Genomic DNA, 15687 nt, shown 5'->3' with positions numbered 1-15687 from the left:
GCATGATTGCAGATATCGGTTCTATCGGAGGTTATATCTCGTTTGTTGTTTATAAACACGTAGGAAAGTGTTCTTGGGCCTTTCACCCTGTGTCGAGTAAACGTATCTCTAGTCGAGTGGGGAATGCTAGTGCATTCTACTGTAATTGGCGCTTTAGTGTGGTAGACTCGCTGGATTTCGCTCTTTTTAATCTCAAGGGTAGGTAAGATTTTTCAGTTTGTTATCTGAAAAGACGGGATTAGTTTGCTTGTTTCTTGATTGCCATCAAAAGGAGCGCGTCTTTAGAAAGAGTGCAACTACTCTCTCTCCATAGGTATTCTAATTGCTTCAATTTTTTTCCTATCTCGGGTCCGGTATAACCCAGTGGTATAAGATCCCTGCCCATTATCGGGAAAATTGGAGTTTCAGAATTATTTATGACCGACATAAAATCATTATGTTGCATGCTGGTCAGTTTATTTTCTGTGTGCAGAATTTTGATTAATTTTCTTGTGAGTTCATTACCAAGTTTTGCCAGGGTCTTTTTTGGGCAGTGCATTTCTTTTTCTTCTAAAAGAATTGAAATAGCTTGATATACCTTTTTTGAGATCTTCCATCGAGAGTACAGCCATTCTAGATTGTAGCGACTCTCTGTATTCCTTATTAGTAGCGCCAAAGCCGCGATATGATCCTGTATAAGCCGACTTTTTTCACAATCTAATCTTGAGAAGGACACTTTTGCACTGAGAACTTCGTCTATTATTTTTGCTTCCTGCATTGTGAAAACTGTGCTAAGAAAGTCCGTATAGGAAAGTAGCTTAAACATTTCTCCTTGGATTCTCTCACCCGAAAGTGAAGAAATATTTTTTCTATGCTTTGTACAAGCATGAAGAATTTCCTCTGATAGCGGTGTCTCACAAATGGATGCTTGGAAACGAAATGCCCTCAGTATGCGTAGATAATCTTCTTTGATGCGTTGATGAGGTTCTCCAACGAATTTTAATCGTCTGTTCCGTAAATCTTCTAACCCGGAAAAATAATCATGGATATTACCTTCAATGTCCATGTACATTGCGTTGAACGTGAAATCACGTCTTTGAGCATCATTTTTCCAGTTATCTGTGAATGAAACTGTCGCGTGACGTCCATCGCAGTGTAGATCCTGTCTTAGCGTTGTTATCTCAATCGGTCTCGAATTGATCAGAACGGTGAGGGTCCCGTGCTTAAGCCCAGTGGGAATTGTTACTAATCCGTTTGTTTTGAGTGCCCTAATTGTCTCTTCTGGTTTGAGAGTTGTAGCTAGATCAATATCGCTAATTTTTCTTCCTAAGAGCTGGTCTCTTACGCATCCACCAACAAATCTTGCTTCTCCGCCATTATTACGTATTATTTGGACGAGGGTCTTTGGGTCCTCAGTCCAGCTTGTTTCGACCTTCATTGACTATGCGAATAAAGAAGTTTTTTTCTCCGAAATGGCTAATCCTCATACTTTTGATTCTAGCACTGTTGGTTACTGCAATAAACGCGTCTATTATGAGCAGCAGGTCTGACGTAGTAGTTTCGGTTGGAGCGGAGAAGATCTCGGTTGACGATTTTGTTTCTGAGTACAAGAAGCACGAGCGGTATTTCCAAAGTATGTTTGGCTTTGGTCTCACAGATAAGCAGCTTAAAGATATTGGAGTTGGTAGAATTGTTCTCACAACCCTGATCCAAGATAAGGTTATAGAACAACTTTTTAAGCAGATGGGTCTCCATATTGATACTTCAATCGCAATTGAAAAGATCAAGAAAAATCCTGCTTTTAATGAAAATGGAAAATTTGATCGTGCTAAACTTGATGATTTTCTTGATCGTAACGATCTTACGGAGAGAGAATATATAAAGAAAGTGAAGCGTGAGATAGGCAAAGATTTTGTTTTTGGGCCGTTTTTTCACATTCAAGGTGAGTATGGGAAGTTAGCCGAACTTTTTTACAATTTTGAATATGGATTGAGGGAAGTCAGTGTTACGAAAGTTAACAAAAATGAGTTGCCTGCTCCTCCTGTAGCGACTGAGAGTGAGCTCGTATCTTTTTATGAAGAAAATAAGGACAAGTTTTTCAGTGATGAGTACAGAGCTGCCGAGTATGTTCTTATTTCAGAGAGCACTGTAAAGCCCGAGTTGATCGAGATAGCAGATGAAGATGTGCAGAAAAATTTTGATGATTTGCAACTAGGTAAAAGGTATTATGTTAATTACGTAGAGCTCGATTCACGTGATGAAGCGGAGCGCATGAAAAAATCCGTCGCTGCAAATCCGGAGTTTTATGCAAACGACCTAACGCACGTAGAAGGTGTAGTCAAGGCAGATTTACCAGCTTTTCTACCGAAGAATATTCAATGGGACGGGAATAAGTGGTTCATTGCGAAGTATATGGGCAAGTTCTACGTTTATACAGTCGTGAAAATAGTTTCGGTTTCTCCCGGGGAGAAGGAGAAAAATTTCGATGAGCTCCGAAAGTTCATGCGTTTGAGTAAACTAAACCAAATAATCGATGAAATAAGAAGTGAGGTTCATTCAGGTGAAGATTGGAAAGCAATAGTGGAAAAATATGGGGGTGAAATAGATTACCTTCCCCATGTGTGTCGACTTTTCTTGGATAAGGAGGGGAGGAAAGTTGAAGTCAGTGAGGAGCTATTAGAGCGAGTTTTTGCAAGTGACGAAGGGACTGTAGGGGAGACTGTAACTAGTAGAAATGAGTTTATACTGTTTCGTGTTACTTCTATTGAACCAGTGGCTAAGCAACCTTTCAATAAAGTTAGGGGCAAAGTGATAAAAGCATTGTCTAAAAAAAGGCAAATGCAGGTTGCACTTGAACTTCTACAAAAACGGCGGGAAAACGGCGAAAGAACAGAAAAAGTGCTTCTATACCAACCAGAGGTTGCGAAGCGCAAAAAGCTGAGTTACCACTATCCTGATGAATTCATAGCAGAAGTATTTCAGACTGATTCTGGAGGCACAACGAAAGTTTTTGAATCGGATGAGGAATTTTTCTGTGGCAAGGTTCTAGGTAATAGAAATCCTGAGCTAGATGAGTCAACAGTTGCGGAAATTGAGGCTAAACTGCATGAAGAGATTGGGTTTTCGATCCTAAGTGAATTAACCCAAGCTGCGATGAAGCAGTTCAAGGTAAAGGTAAATTCGGATCTCGTAAAAGACCTTTTGTAATGTGTGGTATAACCACTTTCCTATCTAGCGATTTGGCTTCAAAGCGGATTTTCCTTTTTGAGGGTCAGCTCGAGTTGATTTATTTGGCCTATGTCAAGGAAATACAGGAAATCTTCAGGAAGAGCGGGCAGTTATTGGTAGAACGTGTTTATGGCAAGGACTGTTCACATGCACTTTTGTTGGAGAAGTTACACTCTCCCTCTTGTTTTGGAAGGATATTTTTCACCTATGATGATCCGAGACTTCCTCTATCAAAGATAGGAAAGATAGAGAATTATCTTTGCCTATATTCTCGAGACGGCTTCAAGATTTGTCCACAAAGGGATGATTTGGTAAAGATATCATTTTCGGATGCAACACTAGGAGAGTTGATTACATATTATTCAAGCAAATATCGTTTGAATTTCTCTGAAGAGGCAGTCAGGGTTTTTGTTCAACACCTAAAGAGAAGTGTTTTTGCAATAGATGCGGAAATGTTAAAGTTCAAGCACTACTTTGGTTCGCGTAATATCACAGTAGATGATGTGCTTACTCTATGTGAGCCTACGTCGCCTTCGGTGAATAAGTTTTGTCGTAGTATTTTTGCGCTAGAGGTGCATGACTTTTACGATAGTATAGCTCGGTTCTCGGAAACTGAAGGGATGTTAATAATTCGCAGTTTGATGAAGTACTGTGATGCGGTTCTCGATGTTGTTGCAAGTACCGTACGTGGTATTCCAAAAAATGAAATTATTCAGAACTTACGCAAAAAGCAATTCTATGACCTAGAGATTATTGATCAGGCAGTGAAAAATTTTTCCTATCGGGATAGGGCGAATGTAATGTTACTTGCGCTGCCAAAATTAGAGACTCAATATAAGCTTTTCTCTGAGAGAAGATTCACCTTCCTTGTGGCAGGGTTATCAATCTTATTTGCTCAAATGAAATAACCCGTTTGTTTATAGCTAAATAACTCATTCTACTGAGAATAGAACTTGGCAAAGTCATCTGTGCATGTAACGTAGGTCTTGAAAAATATCACAGCGATTACGATATTTGATTCTGTAGGTCATTAGAATAGTTAATCGAGATTGATAGGAGAGAAGATACTTATGAAAGTTGGATTAAAGATGTTACATGATCAGGTCCTTATTAGGCCTCATGAAGAGAAGGATGGTGCTGGTGGAATATATATTCCTGATTCAGCAAAGAAGAAACCAACGATGGGTCTTGTCGTGGCTGTCGGAGCAGGTGCAAAGAATTCGAACGGCACTCTTGATCCTATGTGTGTCAAAGAGGGAGATGTTGTCCTTTATAGGAAATGGGCGGGCAGCGAAGTGGAGCATGACGGTGTTGAATACGTAGTGATGAAGGAAACTGATATTATTGCTATTAAGGAGGGTAAATAATGGCAAACGAAGTAATAAGTGGTGAGCAGTTGCAAAAAGTTATTCGTGATGCAGCTGACTTGGTTGTGTCCAGTGCTGGTGTCACACTTGGGCCTGAAGGTAGACCAGTAATAATGAGTAAGTCCTATGGTGGCCCAGAAGTAACTAAGGATGGTTATAAGGTAATCAATCAGCTTAAACCGGAAGACGAGAAGGTGGCAAAAATAGTCGAGTTGTTAAATCAAGCTACCTCACAGGCAAATGAAAAGGCCGGAGATGGAACTACCACTGCTACTATCTTGGTAGGCAACATGATCAAAAATGCTCATAAACATATCGCTGCTCAAAGATCCCGGATGAAGCTTAAATCCGGTATGAAACGTGCACGCGACGAGGTTGTTAAGTATATTCAATCAGTTGCCAAGAAAATAAATTCGGAAGAGGAGATAGCACAAGTTGGTTCAATTTCTGCTAACGGCAATAGTGAAATCGGCAATAAGATTGCTGAAGCTATGAATAAAGTTGGTAAAGAAGGGGTTATTACTGTCGAGGAGGGCAAAGGGCTAGATGAGTTTTCTGTCTCTGTTGTCCAAGGTATGGTCTTCGATAGAGGATACGTTTCCCCTTACTTTATAACAAATCCGGAGAAAATGATTGTTGAATTTGACAATCCTTATGTTCTTCTTGCGAATAAAAAGCTTTCCAGCATACAACCAATGGTTTCTCTTTTGGAGACAATCGTTCGTTCGAATAGAGCGGTCGTCATAATTGCTGAGGACGTTGAGGGGGAAGCTCTTACTTCTCTTGTTCTTAGCAAGATGAGAGGTAGTTTAAAGGCTTGTGCTGTTAAAGCTCCAGGCTTCGGTGATCGTAGGTCTGAGATGCTCGAAGACATTAGAATACTTACTGGTGCTAGAACGCTAGTGAGTGATGATTTGGGCGTAACTGTGGAGAGCCTTACAGTAGAAGATCTTGGTACTGCAAAGAGCATTATCATATCTAAGGACTCCACGACTATAGTGGACGGTGGAGGTGAAAAAGCAGCTATCGAAGCGCGGGTTAAGCAGATCAAGACGCAGATAGAAAAGACTACTTCCGATTACGACAAGGAGAAGCTTCAAGAAAGACTTGCTAAACTTGCTGGAGGTGTTGCTGTTCTCAAAGTCGGTGGTGCTACAGAAGTTGAGGTTAAAGAACGTAAAGATCGTGTGGAAGATGCTCTACATGCTACACGTGCTGCAGTTGAGGAAGGTATAGTCCCTGGTGGTGGTGCTACATTGCTCAGTGCAATCGCTGTTCTGGAAAAGCTCTCTTCTGATGATGATGATGAACAAGCTGGTATTAACATCGTGAAAGCTGCGCTCAAGGCACCTATCTCTCAGATTGTTGAAAATGCCGGTGAAGATGCTTCTGTGATCACCTATAATCTTTTGGAATCAAAAGATCCTAATAAGATCTTCGATGCACGCGAGCTCAAGTATGTAGATGCTTTCAAGGCGGGCATTATAGATCCAGCTAAGGTAGTGCGTGTCGCCTTGGAGAGTGCTGTCTCTGTTGCTAGTGTTCTAGTGACTACTGAAGCCCTGATAGTTGATCTACCAACTAAAGATAACGGTTCTTCTTCAATGATGCCTGGTGGTGGCATGGGTGGAATGGGCGGTTTTTAATTGCTTGTAGGGAGGGATATGGAATATCCCTCCTGTTTATGCGTTTGGCATCGTCCAGTTTGTACGTTCTACTTGACTGCTTGATTTCCTTTTGTTGGTACCTTGCTAAAGGTGGGTTCACTATCCTTTTTGCTTGTGATTGAGGTTTCTTATTTCTCCGATTCTTGCTCGGTAAGTATGGACGTATAAACACGTTGGACGTCGTCGTCTTCCTCGAGAGTATCCACTAGTTTTTCTAGACGGGCATGCACCTCTTGAGATGCTTCTTGGTGTGTTTTTGCAATCCACACCAGCCCTGAGTGCTCGTACTCTCCGAGCTTTTTTCTCAGTTCTGCCGAAGTTGCAGCAAAATTCTCCTTGCTACAATAGATATCAAAGCAATTCTTTCCAGTTTTAACATCTAACGCGCCAGCTTCAAGAGCGACTTCCATTAGTGTGTCGAGATCTGTAGATTTCGGGTACGAAAAAACTCCAAAATTCTCAAACATGAAGGAAACGTCGGCTAAGACCAAACCAGATTTAGAAAAGATATGCTTGATATTCGACGCAGTTCTGTTTTTATTATCCGTCAACGCAGTGACTACAACGGCAAAACCACTAGGCCAGACAGCACCAGACCCGGCGGCCATATAGCACACCTCCTGATAATCTCCTTCTGTTTTGTCAGCTGAACTCCTGATTGCAGACTCGATTTTGTCCTTAGGAAGACCACAACGCCGTGCATTCGCAAGAGCAGACCTCAAACGAGGGTTAAACTCAGGATCCGGAAGGCCAGAACGCGCTGCAACGAGAATCTCCCTCCTCAATTTGGTGAATTTTCTCGCACGCTTTGCATCTTGAGCATTTTTCCTATGCTTTATGTTGGCATACTGAGAGTGACCAGCCATAAATCAGAGAAAACACCACCTCGACGCAAAATCGCTAAAATTAACTTCCCGACCTAAGATCACCTTTCACAACACTGCTTATAGTGAATTTTACCCTTTCAGTTTCAGCCTGTCTTACCATTTGCTTGGTCTTAGGATCACAGTAAGTTGTGGCCTTTTTCTTAACCACTGAGAGAGTTCCAACTTTCGGGATTCTAACAGACTTCTTGTTTTTGAGCGACTCATATATATACTCATACAAGGTGTTTATAGCACGCTTGGCATGGCCTTTAGAAATCGAAGCACCTTCAGCAACAACGTTGATCAAGTCAACATTTTTCACTACTTCTTTGGTCATCAAAAGCTCTCGAAACAATCAAAACTGCAGATTATGACATAAACCCAAAGAAATCAAGAGGAAATGGGAATGTCGAGGCGCAACTTCAGGAAATTTTGAGTTGTGCGTTAAGGATTTTACAATTAATAAATCTTTTTCTTCTTTGGGATCGTTTCTCTTACAAAGAAAACTAACTGAAATTCCTTCATCACCTTTAGCAATGTACAGCCACAGAAGGATGCTGCCGTAGGGAATGTACAAAACATTGACATATTAATCTTCCATGTGGCCTCAGGACGCACTGCCAGCATATCTTTTCAGTACAAGCAGTGTGGGTCTAGAAAAAGATTCTAGCTACAGTTTTTTTTCATTTCTGAATATGCTTTTGCGAAACCTCGCAGTGAATAAAAGTTAAGCGAACAACCATTTTGGCTCGACTTTGCTATCACGACTGCGTAAAGATCTCCATTCATCGAGCGCACGGCATTTTCATCGTTTTCGACTTTCCTAAACCAGGCTCTTTCACCTTCGATCAGGTCGAAGATATATATGTCGGATGGTTTTCCTTTGTTGCAATTACCCGTTCTTGCGCTGTTTATCATTGCCTGTTTGTGCTTTAAAAATTCATCTCTTTTCCTGTAAGTTGCGAGCTGAGGTAGTGGACTGTTTCCATACTCATAACCAGAAGTAATACTGACTTCGTCGATGTTTGCAGTAATATGTTTTACCCAGAGATACGAAGCCCCATGATCGGTTTGGTGTCCTGCAATAAAGAATGGTTCGGAAGCAATAAAACACATGGTTTTTCCATCCTCAACTTGGTTGTAGAAAGTCCAGCGCTCAAAAGTTTGTATCTTAGTCGGGGTACCGTCAGCTAAAGTGAGAAAGGGCACGAAGAGGAAAAATAATACGCAAAGCGCTTTTTTCATTGCTGCGGGACTATGTGGAACAAGGGAATGTTACATCGAAAGTATATAAGTCTAAAATGATAAGAGCAATGATGTTTCAATCTTAGAGACTTCCTGGTATATGTATTTTTTACCTGCTTTCCACCCTCTTTGGATTGGGAATTGTGCCTGGTATTATTTGGTGCTGAGTGTTGGGTTAGGTTAGCGGTCTGATCTTAACCCCTAAGTTGCTTGAAATTGCACTTACTTCCTTTTGGTCTTGTACTTAGTAGAAAAATTGTTTGTGCATGTATTTGTTCTTTAGGATATTGAGAATAACGTACTTTATCTTTTACGCGTATTTCGAGCTCTTATACAGGAAAAATTATTCTGTTCTTGTGTCTGAAGTGGAGAAGATGGGTCCAGCATTTATAAAATTTGGGCAGTTTTTTTCCAGTATGGGCGATTTTATCTGCTCTGATTTATCTACTGAATTGAGGAAGCTGTGTGATAACGTGAAACCAATTTCCTACGCGGAAATAAAAGCGTCTATAGAGAAAGAATTCTCGAAAAGAATAAATGAGCTCTTCAAGTGGATGGATGAAAAGCCAATTGCGTCTGCATCGATTGCGCAAGTGCACAAGGCGATCACGCTATCAGGTGAAGTTGTGGCTGTAAAGATTCTGAAACCAGGAGTAAAAAAGATTTTTAGGCGCGACATCAAAATCGCGTTTTCGATTGTGTATACTTTATCATTTTTTCTCCCAAAACGTTTCAACCTTATCCCAATTTTGAAGAGGTTTTCCGCTTCTACAAAAAATGAGCTGGACCTCAAAATGGAGGCAGCTGCATTGTCGGAGATGAAGGATAAGCTTCGTGCAAACAAAACAGTTGTGATACCCGAAGTTTATTGGGGTCTGACAACCAATGAAATTCTTACCATGTCTTGGCTTGATGGCATACCACTTACGCACTGTAAGCTGCGTGATCCACAGTTTGCACGAAGACTTGTTGAGACATTTTTCATCCAGGTTTATGTAAATGGTTTCTTCCACGGTGATATGCATCTGGGAAATATATTCCTCGTTTCTGGGCACAAAGTTGGATTAGTGGACTTTGGAATAATTGGAAGGATTGATGAACAGACAAAAGTTTATATCTTGGAACTGATTAAAGGATTCTTAGAAAGAGACTATGACCGCGTGGCAGAATTACACTATTCGTCTGGATACGTGGACAGATCCCAAACAGATTTTGCTTCTGCGTGTCGTGCTCTCGCAGAGCCTATAGTAGATAAGCCGTTGAAGGAGATCTCCCTATCCCGTCTTCTTGGTGATTTCTTAAAGCTCTCCAGGGATTTTCGGATTACGATCAACCCAAACCTCATTCTAATGCAAAAGAATTTAATTTTTCTCGAGGCAAATTGTGCGGAACTTGATCCAGAAATAAACGTATGGCGAATAATAGGGCCGATGATAAGGAAGTGGTATAAAGATAGGATGTGCCCGACAGTTGTAATTAGGGAAAAACTCCATAAGATAGCGGTTGTTTTAAAAGAGTCATTCGAGGACAATAAGAGGGGCAAGTATCGTGCAATTGCTGCCTTACGGCATGAGGTATTTTTCTGGGTCTGCCTTGCTTCAGTTATCAATTTATTTGTCATACTTGCTTGCAGGTTTTTTTAGTTTTGCTTTTCATGAAAAAACGTATTGCTCACACATCAATTCAACCGGACAAATTTTGGTTTAGTGACGAGAATTCACAAGAAGTAGCTAGGATCCTTGCTAAATATCCTGCATCGTGTAAGAGGAGTGCTGTTCTTCCGTTGCTACACCTTGTGCAAAAACAGCATGAAAACTGGATTCCTATCGCTGCAATGGATCACGTTGCGCAACTACTTGGACTACCAGCTATTAAAGTATATGAAGTGGCATCTTTCTACAGTATGTTCAATACTGCCCCAGTTGGGAAGCATACTATACGGGTCTGCAGGACTACGCCATGTTGGTTGAAAGGTTCGGATTGTTTAACCGAAGCTGCGAAACGAGAATTAGGGATCAAAGTAGGTCATACAACCGATGACAATAAATTTTCTTTAGATGAAGTAGAGTGTCTCGGTGCCTGTGTTAATGCCCCAGTCGTACAAATTAACGACGACTATTTTGAAAATTTGGACGAAAAGTCTTTTCTTGACCTTCTATCCAGGCTCAAATAACCGATTATCTTGAAATCCTGGTGATTTATTAATTGTTTAATGTTATAATGAAAGCCTGGTATGGTTTTCTAGGTTAGGTGAATTTAATTGAACAAAGCTTAGACTTATCAGTGGGATTTGCTTAAGTTGTCCCGGTTTTTGAATAATTATATTCTTTGCAGAATGTGGTGTGGATGGGATATACTACCGGAATAATACTCTTGTTATTATGAACTGATGTGGTAACTGTGTAACAGTTTGGGGGCATAGCTTGAACAAGAAGCACGAGCCCTTGGCGCGCGTCCGTTCTTACTTTTTTCCTGAAAAGAAAATAGAACCTCTGTTGCTGCGTGTGGTTGTGCATCTTTTACTGATAATGCTGAGTCTTCGTCCCTAGGTAGCGAGTTTCTTGGTTATGGTGGCAGTGGATTTAGTAACGGTTCCGTTGATAATTCTGTAGCAGCTAGTTTAACTGAGCCTTCTGCACAAAAGAATGTTTTTGTTTTCCCATATATAGAGTTTTTATTATACGTAGGAGAAATAAGTGTTAAGTGGTATTAAGAATACGTTTGCCGAAGGTCATCAGGTACTTCAGGCTATCGTTTCCCCAGGGTTCGCAGCGGCACTTTTAGCAGCGTTTACCGAAAATTCATCTTTGCCTGAGGTTGTTGTTGAAGGTATAGTTCTAAAGCTTCAGCAGGCTGCATTGCATCTGAACGCTGCTGCGAATGAAAAGAGTTCTGACGATCAGCAAGTTGCTAAGAAGGACAGGGGTGCTGCTAATTACAAAGCTGCTGTGGAGTTACTTAATGCAGCCATACTTCTTATGGATCCTTATGCAAGAGTTCCAGGGCGTGCTCCGGCTGCTACTCCTTCCGGTGGTGAGGATACTGAGCGTACTAAGGATAAGAAAGCGGTTTCTTTGGCTACTGTTCTGTCTTCGTATCTCTACAATATTACCGATATTCTTCGAAGTAGGGAGGTGGGCAGAGTAACATCGGAGCAGCTTGTTGAGTACGTGGCTAGATGTAATAGGTGTGTCTGGGCATTAAGCTGCTATCCCGTAGTCAGAAGTAGTGCTAATGTCCTAGGCAATCTGGGAAGTGATTGTGTTGATCTTGCGACTGCTACTTCTGCTTTAGTTAGTGTTGTTTCTTCTGTATTTGGAGCAGGGCTTTCACCTCAGGATTTGCAGATTATAAATGGTCTTATAAATGATCAACGCAATGCAGCTGATGCTGGTTCACTTAGAGCTGTATTGGAGGCATGTAGTACAGGTGATTTGGAAGCTGCAAGCGAAGCTGCAAGTGGGATCTTCGATCCGCAAACCAAAGCACGGGTTCAGGGATGCATAGCAAGGACGCGGGAGCGGCAGGCAGCTATAAATGGAATTCCTGGAGATATTACATGTGCCATTAGCAACGTGTCTAGTCTTGCGACTGGTGCTTCTGATGTCGTTGGTGCTGCTGCTGCTGTATTTGGAGCAGGGCTTTCACCTCAGGATTTGCAGACTATGAAGCGTCTTATAAATGATCAACGCAATGCAGGTGATGCTGGTTCACTTAGAGCTGTATTGGAGGCATGTAGTACAGGTGATTTGGAAGCTGCAAGCGAAGCTGCAGCTGGGATATGCAATTCGCAAACCAAAGAACAGGTTCAGGGATGCATAGCAAGGACGCGGGAGCGGCAGGCAGCTATAAATGGAATTCCTGGAGATATTACATGTGCCATTAGCAACGTGTCTAGTCTTGCGACTGGTGCTTCTGATGTCGTTGGTGCTGCTGCTGCTGTATTTGGAGCAGGGCTTTCACCTCAGGATTTGCAGACTATGAAGCGTCTTATAAATGATCAACGCAATGCAGCTGATGCTGGTTCACTTAGAGCTGTATTGGAGGCATGTAGTACAGGTGATTTGGAAGCTGCAAGCGAAGCTGCAAGTGGGATCTTCGATCCGCAAACCAAAGCACGGGTTCAGGGATGCATAGCAAGGACGCGGGAGCGGCAGGCAGCTATAAATGGAATTCCTGGAGATATTACATGTGCCATTAGCAACGTGTCTAGTCTTGCGACTGGTGCTTCTGATGTCGTTGGTGCTGCTGCTGCTGTATTTGGAGCAGGGCTTTCACCTCAGGATTTGCAGACTATGAAGCGTCTTATAAATGATCAACGCAATGCAGGTGATGCTGGTTCACTTAGAGCTGTATTGGAGGCATGTAGTACAGGTGATTTGGAAGCTGCAAGCGAAGCTGCAGCTGGGATATGCAATTCGCAAACCAAAGAACAGGTTCAGGGATGCATAGCAAGGACGCGGGAGCGGCAGGCAGCTATAAATGGAATTCCTGAGGATATCGGTGATATTACCGGTGGGGTGCGTAGAGTGGTTGCTAGTGCTGGTAGCGTGCTACAGGCTGCAAATGAAGCCCTTGGTACAAACGAGTTCGTGGAGGATCTGGTCGATTGTGCTGGCACGCTATACTCTGTCATATTGGGATCAGAGGAAAGTCCTGTACGAACAGTTGCGTCACTTAAAAAAGTGCTTGGTACGATGCAAAAGATTGCTAGTGGCGTACTTGTTAAGGTTGCGGCTGCTGCAGCTAGTCCAAGTGTCGTTAAATCCTGCGCTCAGATGAGGCGAGAGAGTGGCATTATGGTCAGTGGTGACTCACGGAGTGTTGCAGAAGCTGTTCTTGCAGATGCTTTTAGTAATCTATTTGGTGGTTTACCTGAGAGTGCTAATCGGCCTATCAATAGTTTAAGTGCTGTTTATTTGCTAGTTGATATACTAGAAAATCCTGGGAGCACAAGTGCAGATATTTCTGGTGCGGTGTCTGCTGCTCGCGCACAAGTGCTTACTTTTGAGTATTCAGTAAGCCGCATCAAGGAAAAGCATTTTAATACAGCAGCCAATGGTATGCGTGAAATTGTTGATGCGGTTGTTGATGTTAGTGCTGTTGCAGGAAAAGTAACCTCGCTGTTTGGAGCCAGAAGTCTCTTCCGTATCTTTGTCATTTTAGGAATAATTTTGGGTGCCCTTGCATCTGTTGGAATCACTGGGGTGAAAACCTTTAGCTTTAGTGGAGTGCTCTCAATAATTATGCTTTGTGGTGGGATAATCGTTCTTGGAGCTGCTTTTACTCAAACTTGTAGGCGAAGTGGTGATTGTTCTGGGCAGTTAAAATCGCGGGACTTTTGTCGTGCTGTTTTTTATGCCTTAATCCCTGGGCTCGCATTTTGTGCGGCGGCTATTGTAGCGATGCTGAGGTTAGTCGCAGGAGATTTATTAACGATATCTGATGCTTCACAGAGACTGTGCGTAGAGAGACTTTGTATTTTTGTTGGGGTTCTCTTCTCAATTGTATCAGCTGTGGTATTTAACTGTCTTGATTGTTCTAGGTATGGAGTTAGTTCATCTATTCCATTATCAGTTCCTTTTGGTGCTGGAAAAGCCGCTAGTGCTCACGGTGATTTAGGCAGCACTTTGGTTTTAGACTCTGTATCGATCACTCCTCAAAAAGGTTCAGAAGTACACCTAAGTCTTTGACATGTTTAGGTAGTGGCATAATGTTGTTTCATTACCACAGCTAATGCTTGGTTTGACTTTGTGCTTTTAAGTTGTCAGACCATTTGTTTGCAAGAATTGCAGTTTTTAGTGGAATTTTTTACGCTGTTGTTGACATGAGGGTATTTGTTAAATTTTTGTTTTCTTGTAGCGTACCTCACTTAAAGAGGAAAGTCTTGTTTTAGGGTGCACCTCGTAATATAATCCTCTCAACGTGAAGACTTTTTAACTCTGTTATGCCCGTTCCAAAGAGAAAGACCACTCCAGCGAGACGTGGTAAGAGACGTTCTCATGATGCCCTCCGACCTGAGAATATTGTTGTTAATAAAACTACAGGAGAGTTTCAGCGGCCGCACCATGTGTCGTTGGATGGTTTTTATAACGGTAGGCGGGTTCTTTCTCCAAAAGGGAAGGCCGTTTCTAGTTGATTCTCTCAATTGAGGGGCTCTTGCTGTGGCAGTACCGGTTTATGTGATGGATCAGGTAGGGCGCAAGGTTATAGTTGCCCTTGATACTATGGGCGGGGATAGAGCACCTGATGAGATTCTTCGTGCTGCTTCTTTATATCTTCGGCAAAATCCCTCTTCGGTTTTCTTTAGGTTCTTTGGCAACTCTCCGTCTATTGAGCGCTGCTTGTCGTCTAAGGCTAACGCTCATTTAGTGGAAAGTTGTGAAATTATCCATGCTGATGATGTCGTGATGTCTCATGATAAGCCCTCTTCTGCAGTGAGAAAGAAAGGCTCGAGCATGTATAAAGCTGTTCAAGATGTGAGAGAAAAGGCTTCTCACTGTGTTGTGTCTGCCGGAAACACAGGGGCGTTTATGGGGATATCAAAGATACTGTTAGGGATGCTAGAAAATATATATAGGCCGGCTATTGTTACAACCCTTCCAACAAAAAAGGGTGAAGTGGTTGTTTTGGATCTTGGTGCGAACCTAGATTGCAGCTCAGATGTTTTATATCAATTTGCCTTTATGGGTTCTGCTTTTGCAAGGGCAGCGCTGGGTGTGAAAAATCCCAAGGTGGCACTCTTGAATGTTGGCGTTGAAGAAAACAAAGGTACTGATGCTGTGAAAGAGGCTTTTCATTTACTGAATGAAAGGAGTGATGAGGACTTTACTTTTATAGGTTATGCTGAGCCTTCTGATGTACTTGGAGGTAATGTAGATGTCGTTGTCAGTGATGGTTTCACAGGGAATGTTATGCTCAAGACGGCTGAGAGCATTTTTCATCTGCTTAGGGATAGTATTATCGGTACGACTAGGACTTCTTTGCTCTCTAAATTGATGGGACTGATTCTAGCAAAAAGCTTGAAGAAATCAATATCTAGGTTTAATCCTGATCTCAGAAATGGGGCGATGTTAATAGGTGTGAATGGAGTGGCAGTAAAAGCCCATGGAAGTTCTGATAGTATTGCTTTCGCTAACGCAATAGGAGCGGCTGTGAAACTCGTAACAAATAATCTTAATTCCAGAATTATTGATAGTATTTGCACGATTGATTAGAAAGTACTATTTGTACTTGCCGTCACTCTAAGAGCTTGAGCTTGCATTGGGGTCTTGTCATAAACGAGTGTGAAATGTATGGTTGCATACGTCTGTGTTTAGGTTGTGTATCCTATTG

At 42.0% G+C, this 15687-nt stretch carries 14 protein-coding genes; 10 read left to right on the top strand and 4 right to left on the bottom strand.

Features of this window, described 5'->3' with window-relative positions; translation table 11 throughout:
• Positions 1–2 precede the first annotated feature (2 nt).
• On the top strand, positions 3–206 hold the full coding sequence (locus GP480_RS02615) for a hypothetical protein (protein ID WP_160095617.1): 204 nt from the start codon (positions 3–5) through the stop codon (positions 204–206).
• Between the two features lie 32 nt (positions 207–238).
• Here GP480_RS02615 and GP480_RS02610 read toward each other — a convergent pair whose 3' ends face one another.
• Positions 239–1417 (bottom strand): CCA tRNA nucleotidyltransferase, encoded by a 1179-nt coding sequence (locus GP480_RS02610; protein WP_160095615.1) that lies wholly within the window; start codon positions 1415–1417, stop codon positions 239–241.
• A 5-nt stretch (positions 1418–1422) separates the two neighbouring features.
• Here GP480_RS02610 and GP480_RS02605 point away from each other — a divergent pair, with 5 nt between their 5' ends.
• From GP480_RS02605 to groL, 4 genes are all read left to right on the top strand, one after another.
• The gene (locus GP480_RS02605; protein WP_237111305.1) at positions 1423–3186 is read left to right on the top strand and encodes a SurA N-terminal domain-containing protein; all 1764 of its coding nucleotides are present in this window, start codon (positions 1423–1425) and stop codon (positions 3184–3186) included.
• Between the two features lie 32 nt (positions 3187–3218).
• Positions 3219–4115 (top strand): DNA polymerase III subunit delta, encoded by an 897-nt coding sequence (locus tag GP480_RS02600; RefSeq protein ID WP_237111304.1) that lies wholly within the window; start codon positions 3219–3221, stop codon positions 4113–4115.
• 162 nt (positions 4116–4277) lie between these two features.
• Entirely contained in the window at positions 4278–4574 is a 297-nt protein-coding gene (locus tag GP480_RS02595; protein WP_015816477.1) for a co-chaperone GroES, read from the top strand.
• Positions 4574–6220, top strand: coding sequence for a chaperonin GroEL (groL, locus tag GP480_RS02590; RefSeq protein ID WP_067979729.1), 1647 nt, complete (start codon positions 4574–4576; stop codon positions 6218–6220). The genes GP480_RS02595 and groL overlap by 1 nt, the downstream gene beginning before the upstream one ends.
• 149 nt (positions 6221–6369) lie before the next feature.
• On the opposite strand, the gene GP480_RS02585 is transcribed toward groL, so the two are convergent.
• The 3 genes from GP480_RS02585 to GP480_RS02575 form a co-directional block, all read right to left on the bottom strand.
• Positions 6370–7107 (bottom strand): YebC/PmpR family DNA-binding transcriptional regulator, encoded by a 738-nt coding sequence (locus tag GP480_RS02585; RefSeq protein ID WP_160095611.1) that lies wholly within the window; start codon positions 7105–7107, stop codon positions 6370–6372.
• A gap of 40 nt (positions 7108–7147) precedes the next feature.
• Positions 7148–7444, bottom strand: a complete 297-nt coding sequence (locus GP480_RS02580; protein WP_160095609.1) for an HU family DNA-binding protein — start codon at positions 7442–7444, stop codon at positions 7148–7150.
• A 329-nt stretch (positions 7445–7773) separates the two neighbouring features.
• Entirely contained in the window at positions 7774–8352 is a 579-nt protein-coding gene (locus tag GP480_RS02575; protein WP_160095607.1) for a hypothetical protein, read from the bottom strand.
• 266 nt (positions 8353–8618) lie between these two features.
• Here GP480_RS02575 and GP480_RS02570 point away from each other — a divergent pair, with 266 nt between their 5' ends.
• The 5 genes from GP480_RS02570 to plsX all read left to right on the top strand — a co-directional run bounded on the left by GP480_RS02570 (position 8619) and on the right by plsX (position 15569).
• Positions 8619–9995, top strand: a complete 1377-nt coding sequence (locus tag GP480_RS02570; RefSeq protein WP_160095605.1) for an ABC1 kinase family protein — start codon at positions 8619–8621, stop codon at positions 9993–9995.
• 11 nt (positions 9996–10006) lie between these two features.
• Positions 10007–10525: an NADH-quinone oxidoreductase subunit NuoE gene (gene nuoE, locus GP480_RS02565; RefSeq protein WP_160095603.1), complete on the top strand. Its 519-nt coding sequence runs from the start codon at positions 10007–10009 to the stop codon at positions 10523–10525.
• Between the two features lie 523 nt (positions 10526–11048).
• Positions 11049–14045 carry a hypothetical protein gene (locus GP480_RS02560; RefSeq protein ID WP_160095601.1) on the top strand — a complete coding sequence of 999 codons (2997 nt, stop codon included), beginning with the start codon at positions 11049–11051 and terminating at the stop codon, positions 14043–14045.
• 254 nt (positions 14046–14299) lie between these two features.
• Positions 14300–14491, top strand: a complete 192-nt coding sequence (rpmF, locus tag GP480_RS02555) for a 50S ribosomal protein L32 (protein WP_160095599.1) — start codon at positions 14300–14302, stop codon at positions 14489–14491.
• A 46-nt stretch (positions 14492–14537) separates the two neighbouring features.
• A complete protein-coding gene (gene plsX, locus GP480_RS02550) occupies positions 14538–15569 on the top strand; it encodes a phosphate acyltransferase PlsX (RefSeq protein ID WP_160095597.1) in 1032 nt (343 codons plus the stop codon).
• The last annotated feature ends 118 nt before the right edge of the window (positions 15570–15687 follow it).

Origin of the sequence: Neorickettsia findlayensis, assembly GCF_009856525.1 — a bacterium.
GTDB lineage: Bacteria > Pseudomonadota > Alphaproteobacteria > Rickettsiales > Anaplasmataceae > Neorickettsia > Neorickettsia findlayensis.
Note: the sequence above shows the minus strand (reverse complement) of the source record. Positions and strands in the feature narration are given on the sequence as shown.